Origin of the sequence: Bacillus sp. SRB_8, from assembly GCF_003264205.1 — a bacterium.
Lineage (GTDB): Bacteria > Bacillota > Bacilli > Bacillales > Bacillaceae_G > Bacillus_A > Bacillus_A mycoides.
This window is the reverse complement of sequence record NZ_NADT01000003.1, coordinates 352267-371085: the sequence shown is the minus strand read 5'-3', so window position 1 is coordinate 371085 and position 18819 is coordinate 352267. Positions and strand designations below refer to the sequence as shown.

Here is an 18819-nt window from a genome sequence, read left to right as displayed (position 1 = left end):
AATTAATCCAATTCATGTAAGTGGTCTTGTATATACTTCCTTCTTTTATTTATATATTCATCAATCATATCAGCTTCTTGATCAAATGTTTCTAATTTTCCTTTCATATATGGATCTTGTAGTAAATATGGACGAATCGATTCACACAAACCTTCTACTTTCGGCATCATAAACGAAACGGTAAATTGTTCTTCTAATATTTCTTCTAAAATACTTCGGTATTGTTTTCTAAATACAGGTATATCTAACAATCTTGCACTTAACGTATTATAACCTTGAATACGAATATATTCATGATTAAGTGTTCTCCCTTGTACATCTCGCCCCCAAGTCGCATCATAATCCCACGGTATCACTTCAAATAAATTTGTCTCATCGTTATGATATAGTGCATAGTTATGAACGAAGCCATCAAAGTTTTGCGTAAAAATAACTCCAGCTAACCATCGTAAATATTTATCTACATGTAGAAACTTCCCGATTTCTTTTTCATAATCTTCCCTCGACAAAGTATTCGCTTGAAATACAAATTCACTCAGTTGTTCTTCACTATTTTTATTCGAATATTTAAATTCATAACCCGCAAAGAGCTCTGTCTTAACATCTTTATCTCGCTCACTCATTAACGAAAAATTCGCATCATCATCTATCGCATAATAAATAGAACCACTCGGTAGCCCTCTATTTTTCAAAAAGTTTTCATCAACTGATTCTAACTGTAAATACACACCTTGAATTTGACCATTAATTTTTATAAATACATGTTGTGATTTTGGCGAAAGTACACCAATATCATGAAAAAAATCTAAAGATAATTTATTTCGTATGAGAGACGGATCCATAAACTCAGAATTCAAATGAAACTCTTTCGCGCCTTGAAATTTTTTCGGTTTATAAAACATAACATGATAAGATTTTTTCTCAAATTCGCGAATATGAGCCCCTCGGTATACGATATCAATGTCATACTTCTTTTTTCCATAAGTTAATTTTGCTGGCACTGGACTATCTGACCAAATGTCCTTTTTCAATTCCACTAAGTACATTGGATGAACAAAAAAATCATATGAAGGCAGCATATTTTCTCATCCCTTCTCAGTTCTCTTCATTCAATGTATGCGCCTTGTCTTGTCCATACATCCGCTATCATCTATTTATATAAAATTACACTCTTGTCCTGTTCAGAAAGAAGTCGAATCTCATATCATGTTAAGGAAAAAGAATACCTTTTCAATTTAACACTCGATAAGGAGGATTTCTATGAAACGTGATATTAGAAAAGCTGTTGAAGAAATCAAAAGTGCTGGTATGGAGGATTTCTTACACCAAGATCCAAGTACTTTTGAGTGCGATGATGATAAATTCTCTCATCATAAATGTACAACAGGGTGTAAATGTACAACAGGGCGTAAATGTACAACAGGGCGTAAATGTCCAAGAACAAGATGTACTCGCGTAAAACATTGTACTTTCGTTACAAAATGTACTCATGTTAAAAAATGGACGTTTGTTACGAAATGCACTCGTGTGCGCGTTCAAAAATGGACGTTCGTTACAAAAGTTACTCGTAGAAAAGAATGCGTTTTAGTTACAAAACGTACTCGCAGAAAACATTGTACGTTCGTTACAAAATGCATACGCTTTGAAAAGAAATTTTTCTGGACAAAACGAAGTTTCTGTAAAAAATGCGAATTCTTCCCTCACGGACACGGTAGCTCTTGCGATGATGATTGTGATCATGGTAAAGACTGTCACGATGACGGGCACAAATGGAATGATTGCAAAGGCGGACATAAATTCCCATCTTGCAAAAATAAGAAATTCGATCACTTCTGGTATAAAAAACGTAATTGCTAGTTTTTTATGTCCACCAAAAAAGGTCGCTTTGCGACCTTTTTTACGTTTACTGAAAATGACTTATATCTGCAAATTGTTTTACTTTACCACGGTTTTCATCAAATTCAATCACACTAAGACTCGCGCTATGCATAAATGGCTCTTCCCATACATGTTCAATTTCAAAACCTGCAAAATGCCCTACGAGTAATTTCGCTGCTGCAGCATGAGTAACTATTAAAATATTTTCTCCTTTATGCTTTTCTAAAAGAAAGTGTATCCCTTCAATTACTCTTTTATGAACGGCCGCAAAGTTTTCCCCTGATGTTGACTGAAAAAGATGTGGTTCATTCCAAAATAAATGTACTTCTTCTGGATATTGCATTTCCAAGTCAGCAATTGTTTGCCCTTCCCATATCCCCATGTTTATTTCATAGAAACGTTCATCTTCTATAATTGGAAGATCGCGTTCCCCTTTAATCAATTCAGCAGTATGAAGCGTTCTTTCGCTTGGACTACTATATATGGCATGGAGTGGTAAATCCTTCATACGCTCCCCTAATTGTTTCGCTTGTATCATACCATTCTCTGTTAATGCTGAATTTTTCCGTCCTTGCATCCGCCCTGCTACATTACATTGTGTTTCACCGTGCCTTGTTACATATACCGTTGTCTTCATTTCACATGCCCCCTTACCATTTTGGCCGCGATTCCCACGGCTCTACTCTCCCTACAATCCATTCTGTGCATTTACTTTCAATTCCTTTTATAACTCCGTCAGCAATCTCTTCATGAGTAAGCCATCTTGCATATGTATCTTCTAAAATAAACCCTAATATAATTCTATAATAACTACATAATGTCCCACCTATTTTTTGTGACTTCGTACGCGATGCACTACTACCTAATATATGAAATAAACTATACTTTTCCGATGACAATTCAACTTCATTACAAATGAGTCGTAATGCATGCTTAGCACTCGAATGTACCCATGCAACTACTAATGTAATTGGACCATTCTGTTCAATTGTATTTGTAATAGATCGCTTTAGACCATCGTCATTTTGATAATCTAAAGGAAGACATGTAATATTTTCTGGTGCCGAACTAGCTTGCTTAACATTTTCTAATTTCACTTCATCTCGTCCAATAACAGACACACGAAATCCTTGATCACAAAGCCACATAGAAACTTTCTTTAACATTCCTGTTCCACCAATTACAAGTGCATGCAACTTCTTCCCCCCTTAGTAAAATGTCATATGAGGTTTTTCTTCCCTATAATAATTTAGACGGTCTTGCAGTGTCCCTGAATGAAACTCGAACTTGTGACCGTCAGGATCAACAAAATATACAGACCTACAATCTCTCACATTACGTTCTCTTCCTTGTAAAATATGAACATTATTTTCTTCTAACCGATGTAACAGGCGTTCAAAATCTTTTTGTTCAACAGAAAATGCGAGGTGCGTATAAGATTGATGAATCTCCTTTCTCGGAATATGTGTTTCTTCATTAAGCGCTATCCATACTCCACATATATTAAAATATGCAAGTTTTCTCCCCTTGACTAATAATTCTCCTTCCAATACTTTCTCGTAAAATGTAATAGAGTTTTCTAAATTGGACACTGAAAAACAAAGATGATTGATTCCCTTTAACAACTCTAATTCCTCCTATACAAATAAAAGATGAGCGAAAATTCGCTCATCTTTTATTATACTATTTCTTTGTAATATATGCCCATTTATAACTGAAGTCTCCACCAAACGTATGGTTAGCGATACCTTTTACATATGTCTTCTCTAAATAAGCCGTACTTTGTTGGTACGTAGGAGAGATTGCAGCATCTTGACCAATTAAGATTTTTTCAGCTTCTGCAAGTGCTTTCCAGCGTGCTGCGTCATCTTTTAGTAGTTCTCCTTTTGATTTTGCTACTAAATCATCGTACTTCGGATTTGAATAATCCATTTCATTAAATGAGCTTCCAGTAACGAACATATCAATATATGTCATTGGGTCTGGATAATCTGGACTCCATGCAGATAATGAGAATTCATATTCAAATTTCTTTTCTAAATCTAACTTCTGCTTATATGGTTGTTGCTTCAAATTCACTTTAATACCAGGTAAGTTTTTCTCTAATTCTTCTTTAATAAAGTCGCCCACTTTTTTACGACTACCGTTATCATCATTTAGTAATTCTACTGTAATTGTATCTTGACCAAGTTCTTTCTTCGCTTCTTCCCACAGTTTTTTTGCTTTCGCAGCATTATCTTTACTGTCACGGAAATTTTTATTTACAGTACGGAAGTCTTTTCCATCTGGTCCTGTCGTAAACTTTTCAGGTACTAAGAAATACGCTGGCAATGATCCATCATTCAAAATTACATCCGCAATTCCTTTTTTATCGTACGCTAAATCAATCGCCTCACGAACCTTTTGATTTTTAAACGTTGCATTTTTTTGATTAAAACGTAGGAAATACATACGTGGATCTAACTTCGTTTTAAATTCATCTGGTTTATTCTTTTTATATTTGTCTACAAACTCAGAACTTAAAATGACACGGTCTGCTTGATCACTATCATATAAATTTACCCCAGTACTTGTCTCTTTTACTATACCCACATTAATTTCTTGTAATTTTACAGCATCTTTATCCCAATAATTTGGGTTTTTCTTTAACTGGTAACTTTGTTCATGTTTCCATTCACTCATTGTAAATGGTCCATTGTACAATAATTTATCTGCTTCTAATCCGTATTTATCCCCTTGTCCTTTTACATACTTTTCATTTAATGGGAAGAATGTAGGGAACGAAGTAAGCTCAAGGAAATAAGGTGCTGGTTGCTCTAATTCTACTACCAACGTTTTATCATCCTTCGCTTTAACACCTAATTGATCCGACGGTACTTCTCCTTTATTTACTTTCTGTGCATTTTTCACATCAAATAAAATAAATGCATATTCTGCTGCTATTGCTTTATCTAATGTACGTTGCCATGCATATACAAAATCTTGTGCTCGAACTGGATCACCATTTGACCATTTTGCATCACGTAATTCAAATGTATATGTCTTTTTATCTTCACTAATCTTCACGTCTTTGGCCATACCTGGAGTTGGTTTATTATCTTTATCTAGACGATATAATCCTTCCATTGCATTTACAAATACACGGAAAGATACAGAATCTGTTGATTTAGATGTATCCATTGACGGAATTTCAGCTGTTTCTAGCAAATTTAAAACTTGTTTATCTGCCATTCCCTTACTTGATTCTTTCTTCGTTGTCGAAGCCTTCTCCCCATTCCCACATCCCGCAACCAGTACACTAGTCGATAACACAAGTGCAGCAATTGTTGTTGTCTTTCTCTTCATTCTTCCTTCCCCCAATCTATATGTATAAGTTAAAACTTGTATAATATATTTTATTATACAAAAAATTCTGATTATTTTAAATATTTATTTTCATAAAAAGAAAAAAAGCGGTCAGAAATTGCTTTCCCTCCGCTTTGTTGAATAGCATTTACTTGTAAGCCATCCTCTATATCAAATGGATTTTGAACTTTAAATATTTCCTCCATTATCTTCAAAAACTCTTCTTCATTTTTAGATTCACCGTTAATCGTAAGTGAATATGGTTCCACTTCTCCCAATTTATAATCAACAATAAATTGAATTATCACCTTTTTCCTTGGCATCTCAGGACTCTCCCCCTGAAATTCTACTAATTCTAATCCTTCCGTTCCCCGATAGTATATCCATCCTGAATTTTGAAAATAATTTTCGAACGATTCACCAATTGAAAAGACTGGATATTCATAAAGCGAGCTTGTACGAACTTTTTGAATAATATCCCGATCAGTCGGAAAAAAGAAATGACTGAAAAAAATACTAGCAACTGCTAAAATAGTAACGATTGTTGCTCCCATTTCACTCGTTCCACCACTATCATGGATCAGATAATTTTCAACCGATTCATCTTTAATTCCCCGTGCTTTTATTCGATATATACGCCTTTCTGCAAATTGATAATATAATCCATTTGCAAAAATCCCCATCCCAAATAGAATGAAAATGAGTAATAAAAACGTAAGAGGCACCATATTAATGATTGGCAACGCTACGTTGAACCCCATATAATAAGAAAATGCATCACATGCTACTAATAACAGTATAAATAAAGCAGCAGGTAAATAATACTTACGATATCCAAGCCAACCTACATTGAAAATAGCAGCCAAACCATTCCAGCTCCACCTAGCAATTCGCTTATTCTCAAGCTCCCATTTTCTTTTGTAATATGGATATTGTCTCCCTACATATACTTCTAATTCTTTGTCTATTAGCGAGCTTTCTTCACCTTGTTTATTATGCAAGTTCCGTTGACAATTTGCACAATTCAACTGATCATTAATACAAGGTCGCCCACAATTTATACATTTCAAAACAATCCCTCTTTCCATCCATACTTCATTTTAATATGCCTTCATGCTTCAATAACCACTCTTTCCTCCATAAACCACCCGCATACCCAACAAGTTTTCCACTCTTTCCTATTACACGATGGCATGGAACGATAATTGAAATTGGATTCCGGCTATTTGCCCCTCCTATCGCTCGTACAGCTTTCGTATTCCCAACCTTCTCCGCAATATCTAAATATGAAGCACTTACGCCATACGGAACAGTGTAAAGTGCATCCCATACATTCTTTTGGAATGGTGTTCCTTCAGCAGACAATGGAACTGTAAACTCTTTTCTTTTTCCTTCAAAGTATTCATCTAATTCATTTATACATTGTTCAACAAGTTCATTTTTATGTTCTTCTTTTCTTTCTTCAACAAATATAACAGACGTAATCCCTTTCGTATTCGCTGTAATTTCCAGCAAACCTAATTCACTTTCATAATAAGCCTGATACATATGTCATCCTCCAATTCAATTCATATTAGCCATTGTAACACGAATAGACGAAATTTTTCGTATAAGCGTTTTATTAGGGAAACAAAAAAGAGGATGATACAATGTAAGAAAATTCAATCAAGGGGGATATTTGATGGAGCTTCAACTTTTTTCACCTTATACAATTAAGGACGTTACGCTAAAAAACCGTATCGTTATGTCGCCTATGTGTATGTATTCATCAGGGAATGAGGATGGCCGAGTAACCAATTTTCATCTCATTCATTATGGAACCAGGGCTGCTGGCCAAGTAGGCTTAGTTATGATTGAAGCAACAGCTGTGTTACCTGAAGGACGTATTTCTAACAAAGACTTAGGCATTTGGGGTGATAATCTAATTGAAGGCTTACATAAGACGACAGCATTTATACATGATAACGGCGCAAAAGCTGCCATTCAACTCGCTCATGCCGGAAGAAAGGCTGAATTAGAAACGGACGCTTTAGCTCCTTCAGCAATTCCGTTTAACGATGGAATGAAAATACCCGTGGAAATGAGTAAGCAACAAATTAAAGACACCGTATTAGCTTTTCAAAAAGCTGCGTTACGTTCAAAACAAGCGGGATTTGACGTTATTGAATTACATGGTGCTCACGGTTATCTTATTAATGAATTTCTTTCTCCGCTTTCAAATAAGCGGACTGATGAATACGGGGGTTCACCTGAAAATCGCTATCGTTTCTTACGCGAAATCATTGACTCTGTAAATGAAGTTTGGAACGGACCGTTATTTGTTCGTATTTCAGCAAATGATTATCATCCTGACGGGTTAACAGTTCAAGATTATGTGCAGTATACAGGATGGATGAAAGAACAAGGGGTAGATTTAATCGATTGTAGCTCTGGTGCAGTTGTCCCAGCTCATATTGATGTATATCCAGGTTATCAAGTGCAATATGCCAAACACATTAAAGAGAATGCTAACATTGCAACAGGTGCAGTTGGATTAATTACGACTGGATTACAAGCGGAGCAAATTTTAAATAATAGCGAAGCAGATTTAATTTTTATCGGACGCGAGTTACTTCGTAATCCATACTTCCCAAGAATAGCTGCCAATGAACTTGGCTTTGAATTAAAAGAACCATATCAGTACCGACGAGCACCCGGGAAAATTAAAACTAATAAATAAAACCGAGAAATTATTCTTCTCGGTTTTATTTATTTTATTTCTATAATATCGTTTGAACTATAAATATGAATACCAGATTCTTCACGTAGCGCTGTTATATACATTCCTTTCGCCACATCTTTAGCTGAAATTGGTTTATACTTTTTAAAAGCCCCTTTAAAAATAAACGGAAGAATACGAGATAATTTCTCAGCCATTCTTTCCCCAAAACGATATTCTTGTCGATTTCCAACTAATAATGACGGCCTGAAAATATGTATGCCACCAATAACTAGCTTTTTCAGCTCCTCTTCCATTTTCCCCTTCACTTGCGAGTAAAAGAAAAATGATTTAGGTTTTGCTCCCATTGATGAAATAACAAGAAAATTTTGCACGCCTTGTTTTTCAGCTAAGCAGGCAGCTCGTAATGTATATTCATAATCTACTTTTTTAAAATTCGACTTCGACTTCGCTTTTTTTATCGTTGTTCCTAAGCAACTAAAAACATCATCTACTGCAAAAAATTCTTTGTATTCCTCTAATACTGAAAAATCCACCTGTTTCTGTTGCAATTTCTCATGCTGTAATTGTAATGGTTCCCTTACAAAAATAGTAACCGAATCGTAGTAATCTGAGTCAAGTAATAGTCGCGTTATTTCTTGTCCAACTAACCCACTTGCGCCAAGTACTAACGCTGTTCGCTTATTCATATATGTGTATACCTCTTTATTTACTATTCTCTCCTATAGCTAATCGTCGCTAACAGGAGTTTCCGTTCTCCCATTTTACCATAAGTAAAGCACTATGCGTATGCATAGTGCTTTACTTACTCTTTTTTCTCTTCTTTTTCTTCCGCTGGCAATTTTGTAATTGTTGTAGCATCCCCTAAATTACTTATTAGTCTTCTTAAAAAAATTAAAACAAAAGATAATGGCAAAACAACCGCAAGTATTAATAAGATAGCTTCCATGAAGTAACCCAAGCGCTCATCCCCTTTTTTCTGCTCCCTCCCAATATATGAAAGTAACATTGTCACATATGCACCAATCATAAAAATTAATACCTTTCTTTTTGACAGATTTATTACAAAATCAAATCGTAATGATTATTATTTATTGCAACTTTCATAAAGATGTATTATACTAGGTTCGCAAACTAAAACGTAATTATTCCGTTTTGTATCAAAACGATATTTTCTTCTTATATTTGGAGAAAATATAATTGTAAAAAAGAAAAGAGGAGAATTATATGCCTAAAAAATTAGCTCTATTTTCATTTATACTTATTTTCACACTCATCTTTGCTGGATGTTCTAACAACAAAGAAGGTGCAGCGAAAAAAGATGGGAAACTTTCTGTTTATACAACCATTTTCCCACTCGCTGACTTTGCAAAAAAAATCGGTGGTGATTATGTAAATGTAGAAACAATTTACCCACCTGGTGGGGATTCTCATACATTTGAACCAAGTCAAAAGCAGACTGTACAAGTGGCGAAAGCCGATTTATTTGTTTATAACGGCGCAGAATTAGAACCATTTGCCGAAAAAATGGAAAAATCATTACAAAAAGAAAACGTAAAAATTGTAAATGCATCTAAAGATATCGAACTTCGTGCTTCATCTGAAGAAGAGCAGCACGATCATGGAGACGGTCATAAAGAAGATGAACATCATCACGATAAAGACCCACACGTTTGGATAGATCCTACTCTTGCGATGAAACAAGCAGAAAAAATTAAAAATGCACTTGTAGAATTACAGCCTGAACATAAAAAAGAGTTCGAAAAAAACTTTGCAGCACTACAAACAAAATTCACTGATTTAGATGATCAATTTAAAGCAGTTGTTGCAAATGCAAAAACGAAAGAAATATTAGTTTCACACGCAGCTTACGGCTACTGGGAACAACGATACGGTTTGAAACAAATTCCAATCGCTGGAATTTCAGCATCTGATGAACCATCTCAAAAACAGCTTGCTGACATTACAAAAACAGTAAAAGAGCACGGTCTACAATATATTTTATTTGAAACATTCTCTACTCCAAAAGTAGCATCAGTTATTCAAAAAGAAACAGGTACAAAAATTTTACGCTTAAATCACCTTGCTACTATTTCTGAGGATGATGCAAAGAACAATAAAGATTACTTCACATTAATGGAAGAAAACGTAAATACTTTAAAAGAAGCAACAAACTAATCAACTATATTTTCTAGGCAGCTGAATATGTCATTCAGCTGCCTTTTTATGTATTTATCCTTGACTTGACCAAAATAACAAGTAAAATTATCCATATTAGCTTTTAAGCTATATTAATCTAGAAGGTGAGTTGGAATTATGACTCTTCACATTAGTGAAGTAACAGCAAAAAATTGGCGTTCAGTAGCTGCTTTAAACGTCGCAAAAGACCAGCAGCAATTTATTGAAAGCAATGCGTTTTCTTTAGCAGAATCATTATTTGAAGGAAACGGAACGTCAGTAGGTTTATATGATGGAGAAACACTTGTAGGGTATGCAATGTATGGATGGTATTGGGAAAAACGTAAAAGTGTCTGGTTAGATCGCTTTATGATTGATCAACAATATCAAGGAAAAGGATACGCAAAACGTTTCCTTCGCATACTCATTCAATTCTTACAAGAAAAATTTGAATGTAAAATAATTTATTTAAGTTTACATCCTGACAACAAACTCGCAATGGGACTATATGAATCATTTGGCTTCCGTTTAAATGGTGATATTGATGACGAAGGCCCAGTTGTAGGTGTTGTAATGGAATTACTAATAGATGAAAATACAAGCCTGTGAAAACAGGCTTTTTATTATTTATTTATTAATGTCACATTTTCTATATTTAATTTTTTCTCCCTATGTGCTTCGCTTTTGCAATCTAGTATTATCTCCGTAAAATGCTCATTCGATTGAATTAGATGAATCATTTGATTGCTTAAACGTATTACTATTTCTTCTTCCTCATTTGTAACATCTGAAAATAGACAACTAATAATGTCTCTATCTTCATTTGTTATTTCTCCATATAATTTCACCGTATTTATCCCTGTAATTCCCTGTTCCAAACTATTTGGATACATATATTTCTCCATATATTCTCTGCTCTTTTGATCGTCCATTTGTTGTAGAAAGAATTGAAACGGCATCCCCTTCATCGGCTGTATGTATGCATTTTTCCACGGCATAGTTTTCTTAAATAAATTAAAAAACCACTTGTAGTGTAATGGTTCTGGTTTTGTAATTTCAATTCCACCTTCTATCATTTTCCCATACACTTTATCTATATTTTCAACATCAATTGCCAGTCCGATGAGTCCCCTATGGCCATCACAATATTTCTGAACCCACTCTTGTACCCAACCACCCCCATCTTTTGTTTTTACTCTTACTAATTCTAAATATTCTTTTCTAATCCATATGTTAGATACTTTAAACCCTTTCGTTCCCTTTCCACATTTCGGAACATATGGAAGCCCGATAGAATGTACATTTTTAATCGTTTCCTTATTTTCTTGTATTTCTTTATTTACATTTATAACAAGATGATCGATTTTCATATTCTTCCCACCACATTTTTAGTTTTTTAATAGTTTCTCTAACCTATGAATAAATCGAAGTTGCATCTCACATTGTTCATACATATTTTCGAAAATTAGTTTCACATACGCTGGCGCGTTATCTTTTAGTCTTTCTCCTTCCCTCATCTCTTCATAAGTAGATCGTATTTCACTTTTCTGCTCTTCTAGAGCTTCTAAAACCTCCTCTCTCATACTCTCTTCTTCTGACAGAAATGTTAACGCTGTATATAGATGTTTCGGAAACATAACTGAAGTTTTTTGAAACGACTCCTTTAATAACCTTTTAAATTCTTGACTTCCCTTTTCTGTAATACAATATATCGTTTTCGACCGTTTTCCGGTCATTTCAATTGCTTTAACTTGAATGAAATTTTCATTTTCCATTTTTTTTAATGCGTGATAAATAGAAGCTGGGAAAACTTCCGCCCATTTTTTACTTTGCACCATATTTAGCGCCTGCTGTATTTCATAACCAGATAGCGACTCCCTTTTAGTAAGCAATCCAAGAATCATTAAACGCACCTTTTCTCCCCCTACCCCTAACAAAATACTAAACGTTTAGTATTTTCAGATTATTTTAATACAAATTCCAATTTTAGTAAACAAAAAAAAAAACAAAAATAAGCCTGCGATTTACGCAGACTTATTTCACACACTCTTGGAAATGTTCTTGGAACCATTCTTTATTAATATCTTTTCCGATGAACACTACTTCGCTTACTCGCTCTTCGCCCTCTTGCCACTCTCTATCGTACGAAGCAGCAAACAATGTATGTACACCTTGGAAAACAATTCTTTTATCTACTCCGTCAATAGATAAAATTCCTTTGTAGCGATATAAATGCTCCCCTAGTTCTTGAACGACAGCTGACATCCACTCATTCAATTTTTGTAAATCTAACGGACGTTCTTCACGTAGTACAAACGATTTTACACCTTCTAGATGGTTATGTTCTGTATGAGGGTAAATTTGCAGCGTATCTTTCGTTTTAAACGTTTGAATTTGTAATAACGATGGAATATCTACCTCACAGTTAGTCGCCTCGATTAACTTTGCAGTCGGGTTAATTCCTTGAAGTTCATGCAAGAGATTTTCTTTCTCATTTTCTTCAATTAAATCTAATTTATTAACTAACACAACATCAGCAAAGGCAATTTGTTCTTTTGCTTCTAGTCCCTTTTCAAAATGTTTATGTATATGATAGCTATCTACAACTGTTACAACACCGTTAATTTGGTATGCAGATTGAATAACTGGATCTAAAAAGAAAGTTTGAATAATCGGACCTGGATTTGCAAGACCTGTTGTTTCAATTACTAATCCATCAAAGTCCATTTTCCCTTCTGCTTTCACATCCAGTAATTGTTTTAAAGCAACAAGTAAATCTTCACGCACAGTACAGCATAAACAACCGTTTGTCATTTCCATAATTTCTTCTTCAACATTCATAATCAATTGATTATCAATACCAATTTGCCCGATTTCATTTACAATCACCGCTAATTTCTTACCGTGATTTTCTGATAAAATACGATTTAATAAAGTCGTTTTCCCTGATCCAAGAAAACCAGTTAATATTGTTACTGGAATCATCCCTTACATCTCCTTATATCTCTATGTTTCTACATTATAGCATATAGAAAAAATCGTTTTTGTAGCAAAACATATTTATTGTATGTACGACCCTGTAACTATATAATAATACGTAGTAAGAAAGCCTTTTCAAAAATATTATTCATTCATATAGGGGGTACTTATAGTGGAACGAGTTCAAATGGCCGAAACGCTAGAATTTTCTCGTATTATTCAAGGTTTTTGGCGTTTAGCAGAATGGAATATGCCAAAGCAAGAGTTACTTTCTTTTATTGAAGACTGTATGGATTTGGGGATTACTACTTTCGATCACGCTGATATTTATGGTGGGTATACGTGTGAAGGATTATTTGGAGAAGCGTTACAATTAAAGCCTTCCTTACGCGAAAATATGCAAATCATCACTAAATGCGGAATCGCTCCCCCATCACCTAAATTTCCAGAGCGATATGTTGCTCACTACAATACGAGTGCTGAACATATAATAAAAAGCGCGGAAGATTCATTACAAAACTTACATACAGATTATATTGATGTATTGCTCATCCATCGTCCAGATCCATTTATGGATCCAACTGAAGTGGCAGAAGCGTTCTCACGCTTAAAGCAAGAAGGCAAAGTTCGCCACTTCGGTGTATCTAACTTTTTACCTTCACAATTTAATATGTTAAGTTCGTATTTAGATTTCCCACTCATTACAAATCAAATTGAAGTATCTGCGATGCAAATCGAGCATTTTGAAAAAGGTACGATTGATTTATGCCAAGAAAAACGAATCAATCCAATGATTTGGTCACCTCTTGCTGGTGGTGAAATCTTTACTGGTCAATCAGAACGTGCCATACGTGTACGTGAAACTTTACAAAAAGTTGCTACTGAACTAGGTGTTACTAGCATCGATACTGTTATGTATGCATGGTTACTCGCTCATCCAGCTAACATGATGCCAATCGTTGGATCTGGTAAATTAGATCGTGTGAAAACAGCCGCTCTTGCTACAAAAGTTAACTTAGACCGCCAACAATGGTTTACAATTTTCGAAAGCTCTAATGGACATCCTGTACCATAATAAACAAAAAGAAGAGCTGTTTCTTTACAGCTCTTCTTTTTCATATGTATTTCTCGTCATTGCAAATACACACATATCCCTTAATCCATTTCCATCCACCGCAACACTCGCGCTTTCTAAAGTACCCTCTAATTTAAAGCCTAATTTCTCTGGTATCGCTCTACTCTTCTTATTTAGAGAATCACAACGAATTTCTACGCGGTTTGCTTTCAATTCAGTGAAAGCATAATCTGTTATACCTTTTGCAGCCTCTACCATATAGCCCTTTCCACTAAACCTTGAATCAATCCAATACCCGATTTCAAATTGAGGTATATCCCAATTAATACGATGTAATCCGGCAGATGCAATAAATTCACCTGTTTCGTTCGAAAAAACTAGTAATCTCAAATCTTCACGCTGCAAAAATTGAATATGCGATTTTCTAATACTCTCTTCTATTTCTTCCTCTGTTTGCTCTTTTTGTGCAAAGACCATCCAAGGTTTTAATTCTTGTATTGAAGCTTGAATTGCGTCATATACAACTTTACCATCACCTGGTTTTGGCATTCGAATAAAAAGCCTGTCAGTATAAAATTCAGAAGGAAAATCGAATAATAACGGATTCACTGTAAACACTCCCTATAATTCTTTTATATATAATAATATCCATCTCAAGTTATACAGTAAAGAAATTTCTGAATTTTAAACTTTTTAATCATTCACTTCCATTGCTACACGAACTCCAGATTCAATCGCACCTTGAATCCATCCGTGATACAGCGTTGTATGATCTCCGGCAAAGTATATTCTCCCCTCAGGTTTTACAATGACTGGCTGTAATTCTGATTCTTGGCCAGCTTGAAATAGCGCAAACCCTCCAAGCGCATATGGATCTAATGTCCAACTCTTTGATATTCCAGACATGAACTCGTCATATACTTGACCACCTAATATTGTTGCTAAATTTTGTAGTGTATAATAGATACGATCCCCCTTTGATAACCCACCCCATAACAACGCATCATAAGACCATGTATAGCTTCCTAACATCATAGCAGGCCCTTTCTCTCCGATTCCATGGTTTGGATAATACGCATAACGTATAGGAAGATCTGTTATAATTCTCCCACCTAATTGCCCTTGTTCCTCCCAAAAACGACTTTTAAATTGAATTCCTATTTTTGTAGCTGGCATATAATGCAATTCGCGAATTGTTTTCCACTTCGCATGAGATATCGAATCAAATGGATCTACTTCTACAAATCGCATTGTTGAAAAAGGAATTGTAACAATAACTAAATCCCCTGTAATACTACTATATTCAAAAGTTTCCTCGTTCCGGTAATAGGCTGTTACACTATTGGCTTGTTGATGAAGCTTCATTAATTTTTGATTATATATAATATTTTCTTCTAATTGTGGTAAAAAAGACTTTGGTAATCTATCATTCCCACCTATTATTTCGCAAAATCCGCTCTCCTCTTGCATAATATATAAAAAACGTAACGTCTCAACGAATGACCTTTCTAAAAAACCTTCTAAATCTAATAGAACACCTATCATCTCAATCGTTACTGGCGAAAAATACGTATTATATTGATAAGGATGATATTTTAAAAATTGACCTGTAGAATATCTCCCAAAATCCTTTACTACAATATCCCAATTTTTCTCTGGGTTCTTTTTTATAAAATTTATAATGGGCTGTACCGCTAACATTAATAGTTCCTCAGACGTTTTCCCAACTTCATTCATTTCCACAGGATATCTTAAAATACTTGGATCTTTTTCGTATTGTTTTAATGTCGTTTTCCGACCATTTACGTAGATAATATCTGTCTCATTCCTATTAATAAAAGGGCTCACCTGTAGCCCAAACTTTCTTATATATGCCATCGTTAATGTATGCGAATACGGAATTCTCATTGCTCCAACATCTAAATATAATCCAGTATCTTCCATTCTAACTGTCTCTATACGGCCACCTACCCGGTTGTTTGCTTCAAAAATCTTCACTTCATGTCCCGCAGCCTTTAATAAAGATGCCGAAACTAATCCAGCCATACCAGCCCCTACTACAATGATTTGTTTCGGACGTGTCGTCTTCTTTAATCCCTTATTTATAACTTTTAATGTTTCATCCATCTCAGTGTTATACATTATATCTTTCTGCACAATCCCACCCCTTACTTCATGAAATACAAATTAGTGGTTTAGTGCATTTTATTCATAAATTCACTTAAACATAACACCACCACAATTTGAAAATTCACTAAAAATACATAAGATGGAGCTCTCCCCCTTCCACATGCTTCATATTATAAACATACAGATAGTAACTGTATGGAAAGGGTGGAGACACATGAAACGTACTTACGATTATCAGGCTACAAAAAAACATTTAGAATTAAAGAAACAGCAGCTATGTAAAAAACTCACTAGCGTTAAACTAACTGAAGAAGAACGCAAGCAAATACATCTAGAAATTGATAACTACGAATATATATTAAACTTAGTCGAAATGAATCATTATGAACGAGGGTTTTCTCATTAAAAGCGGATAAAAAATTATTCACTTTTCCTTTTGAGCATTTCATTACGCATTTTTCGTAAGTAAATATATAATAGGATGTACATTAAGATTGAGAGGTATATTCTATGATCAAATTAAGTGTATTAGACCAATCACCTATTTCAGATGGTAGCACAGCAGCCCAAGCTATTTCGCATACAGTTACGCTTGCACAAGAAGTTGAGAAACTCGGATTCACACGTTTTTGGGTATCCGAGCACCATAATTCAGTTAGCTTAGCTGGTTCAAGTCCAGAAATACTCATTTCACATATTGCCGCGAAAACTGACCGTATTAGAGTTGGTTCTGGTGGTGTTATGCTGCCACATTATAGTCCATATAAAGTTGCCGAGAATTTCCGCGTTTTAGAAGCACTTTATAAGGGCCGCATCGACCTTGGTGTCGGGAGAGCGCCTGGTGGTATGCCGATAGCAACTCGCGCACTTCAAGAAGGTAAAATGGTCTCACTTGATCAATATCCAGAACAAATTGCAGATGTTGCTATGTACTTACATGATCAAGTACCAGAAAACCATCATTATGCAAACTTAAAGGCTACTCCAGTTATCCCAACATCTCCTGAAATGTGGATGCTCGGTTCTAGCGGAGAAAGTGCAATGATTGCCGCAAAGCAAGGCGCTTCTTTTGCATTTGCACAGTTCATTAACGGATACGGTGGCCCTGAAGTAATGAAGGCTTACCAAGAACAATTCCAACCTTCCTATTTAGGTGATAAACCAAAATCAATCGTATCTATTTTTGTTATTTGCGGAGAAACAAATGAAGAAGCGGAGAAGATTGCATCAAGCCTTGATTTATCGATTTTACTATTAGAACAAGGAAAACGGACTACTGGTACTCCTTCTATTGAAACTGCTCAAAATTATTCGTATAGTGCTTATGATCTATTCCGCATAAAAGAAAATCGTCAACGTATGATTGTCGGTGATCCGTCTTCTGTGAAAGAAAAAATATTAAACTTAAGCAAAGCGTATAATACTGACGAATTTATGATTGTCACGATTACTCATCAATTTGAACATAAATTAAACTCTTATCGCCTATTGGCAGATGCTTTTAATTTATAATAACGACAAGGAGATGCATCACATATGATGCATCTCCTTTTCTTACTACCAATCAATTGTTTTTGCTTCCTATATATTCAATAGCTTCTTTTAATAACTCATCAAAATTATGAGGATAATCATGATTTAAGTTAGGCACAACTTTATACTTATGTTCTATATTTTTATCCTTTAATAACGTTACAAATTGCTGTGTACCTTCAAAACAATCTTCATCTTGATCCCCACATATTATATATCCTTTTATGCTTTTATCATGCAATATTCCAATCATCTCTTCCCATTCTTCCATTTCCGGAAGCCACGGTGCCACAAAAATAAAACCGTTCACTTCTATTTCACCTTGTAACATGGAATGTAACGCTACTCTTGCCCCAGCAGAAAAGCCACCAATAATAATATTCCCAAATGTTTTATTCACTTTAATCTTATTGTAATGTCCTTTTAACTCTTCTCTTCCTCTTTCGATATTATCCCAAACATATCCATCTGAAAATTGAATTTGGGAAGATTGAGGCAATGCTAGCATAAAACCTTGTTCCATTACAGAGTTCCAATATGGTTCTATTATTTGTATATTTTCTTGATCCCCATGCAGTGTTATTAGTAGATTTTCATTTTGTTTGCTGTATTTATATTTCACGTCTGCTTGTTCCGATTTCTTTGCTAATTCTTCTCTTTCTTTACATAATTGAACCATTCTATGAAACTCTTCAAATTTATGTAGTGGTTTTAAATCATCATCGGAAATTAAATACTCACTTCCGTACCAAAATCCATTTTCTATAATTGCTTTCTTCATTAAATGCAACGCTTCTTCTTCAAGTCCTGCTGCACTTGCTAATGCATATTTAAAATTATATATTTGCGCTTCATTACCCATTACATCTTTAGCATTATTCATTATATAAGAATACGCTTCAAAACTTCCTTTATTTGCATAACAATGTAACGTTTCATTTAATAACTTAATATAAGTCATATTATTTTCCATATAGGAATT

Annotated in this window: 22 protein-coding genes; 7 read left to right on the top strand and 15 right to left on the bottom strand. The window is 34.7% G+C overall.

Features of this window, described 5'->3' with window-relative positions:
- Positions 1-2: 2 nt before the first annotated feature.
- Positions 3-1079, bottom strand: a complete 1077-nt coding sequence (gene cotH, locus B5P40_RS02015; protein WP_113708771.1) for a spore coat protein CotH — start codon at positions 1077-1079, stop codon at positions 3-5.
- Between the two features lie 181 nt (positions 1080-1260).
- On the opposite strand from cotH, the gene exsB reads away from it, so the two are divergent.
- The gene (exsB, locus tag B5P40_RS02010) at positions 1261-1857 is read left to right on the top strand and encodes an exosporium protein ExsB (RefSeq protein WP_003188802.1); all 597 of its coding nucleotides are present in this window, start codon (positions 1261-1263) and stop codon (positions 1855-1857) included.
- 46 nt (positions 1858-1903) lie between these two features.
- On the opposite strand, the gene B5P40_RS02005 is transcribed toward exsB, so the two are convergent.
- The 6 genes from B5P40_RS02005 to B5P40_RS01980 form a co-directional block, all read right to left on the bottom strand.
- The gene (locus B5P40_RS02005) at positions 1904-2515 is read right to left on the bottom strand and encodes a phosphoserine phosphatase 1 (RefSeq protein WP_113708770.1); all 612 of its coding nucleotides are present in this window, start codon (positions 2513-2515) and stop codon (positions 1904-1906) included.
- A gap of 13 nt (positions 2516-2528) precedes the next feature.
- A complete protein-coding gene (locus tag B5P40_RS02000; RefSeq protein WP_002031473.1) occupies positions 2529-3074 on the bottom strand; it encodes a short-chain dehydrogenase in 546 nt (181 codons plus the stop codon).
- Between the two features lie 12 nt (positions 3075-3086).
- On the bottom strand, positions 3087-3503 hold the full coding sequence (gene fosB, locus B5P40_RS01995; protein ID WP_113708769.1) for a FosBx1 family fosfomycin resistance bacillithiol transferase: 417 nt from the start codon (positions 3501-3503) through the stop codon (positions 3087-3089).
- 58 nt (positions 3504-3561) lie between these two features.
- Positions 3562-5223, bottom strand: a complete 1662-nt coding sequence (locus B5P40_RS01990) for a peptide ABC transporter substrate-binding protein (RefSeq protein ID WP_113708768.1) — start codon at positions 5221-5223, stop codon at positions 3562-3564.
- 71 nt (positions 5224-5294) lie between these two features.
- Complete coding sequence (locus B5P40_RS01985; RefSeq protein ID WP_113708767.1) at positions 5295-6293, bottom strand: DUF2628 domain-containing protein; 999 nt, start codon at positions 6291-6293, stop codon at positions 5295-5297.
- A 25-nt stretch (positions 6294-6318) separates the two neighbouring features.
- On the bottom strand, positions 6319-6771 hold the full coding sequence (locus tag B5P40_RS01980) for a methylated-DNA--[protein]-cysteine S-methyltransferase (protein ID WP_113708766.1): 453 nt from the start codon (positions 6769-6771) through the stop codon (positions 6319-6321).
- A gap of 133 nt (positions 6772-6904) precedes the next feature.
- Between B5P40_RS01980 and namA the strand changes: the two genes are divergently transcribed.
- Positions 6905-7942: an NADPH dehydrogenase NamA gene (gene namA, locus B5P40_RS01975; protein WP_113708765.1), complete on the top strand. Its 1038-nt coding sequence runs from the start codon at positions 6905-6907 to the stop codon at positions 7940-7942.
- A gap of 29 nt (positions 7943-7971) precedes the next feature.
- Here namA and B5P40_RS01970 read toward each other — a convergent pair whose 3' ends face one another.
- On the bottom strand, positions 7972-8631 hold the full coding sequence (locus B5P40_RS01970) for an oxidoreductase (protein WP_002031464.1): 660 nt from the start codon (positions 8629-8631) through the stop codon (positions 7972-7974).
- Between the two features lie 116 nt (positions 8632-8747).
- Positions 8748-8972 (bottom strand): hypothetical protein, encoded by a 225-nt coding sequence (locus B5P40_RS01965; protein WP_002012427.1) that lies wholly within the window; start codon positions 8970-8972, stop codon positions 8748-8750.
- A gap of 197 nt (positions 8973-9169) precedes the next feature.
- Here B5P40_RS01965 and B5P40_RS01960 point away from each other — a divergent pair, with 197 nt between their 5' ends.
- Together B5P40_RS01960 and B5P40_RS01955 are read left to right on the top strand one after the other, a co-directional pair.
- A complete protein-coding gene (locus B5P40_RS01960; protein ID WP_113708764.1) occupies positions 9170-10120 on the top strand; it encodes a metal ABC transporter substrate-binding protein in 951 nt (316 codons plus the stop codon).
- A gap of 138 nt (positions 10121-10258) precedes the next feature.
- Complete coding sequence (locus tag B5P40_RS01955; protein WP_002031458.1) at positions 10259-10729, top strand: GNAT family N-acetyltransferase; 471 nt, start codon at positions 10259-10261, stop codon at positions 10727-10729.
- A 14-nt stretch (positions 10730-10743) separates the two neighbouring features.
- Here B5P40_RS01955 and B5P40_RS01950 read toward each other — a convergent pair whose 3' ends face one another.
- From B5P40_RS01950 to B5P40_RS01940, 3 genes are all read right to left on the bottom strand, one after another.
- Positions 10744-11490, bottom strand: coding sequence for a VOC family protein (locus tag B5P40_RS01950; protein WP_113708763.1), 747 nt, complete (start codon positions 11488-11490; stop codon positions 10744-10746).
- Between the two features lie 18 nt (positions 11491-11508).
- The gene (locus B5P40_RS01945; protein WP_002189354.1) at positions 11509-12033 is read right to left on the bottom strand and encodes a PadR family transcriptional regulator; all 525 of its coding nucleotides are present in this window, start codon (positions 12031-12033) and stop codon (positions 11509-11511) included.
- Between the two features lie 121 nt (positions 12034-12154).
- On the bottom strand, positions 12155-13105 hold the full coding sequence (locus B5P40_RS01940) for a CobW family GTP-binding protein (RefSeq protein ID WP_002031454.1): 951 nt from the start codon (positions 13103-13105) through the stop codon (positions 12155-12157).
- 166 nt (positions 13106-13271) lie between these two features.
- Between B5P40_RS01940 and B5P40_RS01935 the strand changes: the two genes are divergently transcribed.
- Complete coding sequence (locus tag B5P40_RS01935) at positions 13272-14174, top strand: aldo/keto reductase (RefSeq protein ID WP_002031452.1); 903 nt, start codon at positions 13272-13274, stop codon at positions 14172-14174.
- A gap of 24 nt (positions 14175-14198) precedes the next feature.
- Here B5P40_RS01935 and B5P40_RS01930 read toward each other — a convergent pair whose 3' ends face one another.
- Both B5P40_RS01930 and B5P40_RS01925 read right to left on the bottom strand, forming a co-directional pair.
- Entirely contained in the window at positions 14199-14783 is a 585-nt protein-coding gene (locus tag B5P40_RS01930) for a GNAT family N-acetyltransferase (protein ID WP_002126982.1), read from the bottom strand.
- Positions 14784-14867: 84 nt separating this feature from the next.
- The gene (locus B5P40_RS01925; protein WP_113708762.1) at positions 14868-16331 is read right to left on the bottom strand and encodes a flavin monoamine oxidase family protein; all 1464 of its coding nucleotides are present in this window, start codon (positions 16329-16331) and stop codon (positions 14868-14870) included.
- A 187-nt stretch (positions 16332-16518) separates the two neighbouring features.
- Here B5P40_RS01925 and B5P40_RS01920 point away from each other — a divergent pair, with 187 nt between their 5' ends.
- Both B5P40_RS01920 and B5P40_RS01915 read left to right on the top strand, forming a co-directional pair.
- Complete coding sequence (locus B5P40_RS01920; RefSeq protein WP_002012420.1) at positions 16519-16710, top strand: DUF3896 family protein; 192 nt, start codon at positions 16519-16521, stop codon at positions 16708-16710.
- 104 nt (positions 16711-16814) lie between these two features.
- A complete protein-coding gene (locus B5P40_RS01915) occupies positions 16815-17816 on the top strand; it encodes an LLM class flavin-dependent oxidoreductase (RefSeq protein WP_002012419.1) in 1002 nt (333 codons plus the stop codon).
- A gap of 52 nt (positions 17817-17868) precedes the next feature.
- Here the strand turns inward: B5P40_RS01915 and B5P40_RS01910 are convergent, their stop codons facing one another.
- Complete coding sequence (locus B5P40_RS01910) at positions 17869-18810, bottom strand: alpha/beta hydrolase (RefSeq protein WP_002189348.1); 942 nt, start codon at positions 18808-18810, stop codon at positions 17869-17871.
- Positions 18811-18819 lie beyond the last annotated feature (9 nt).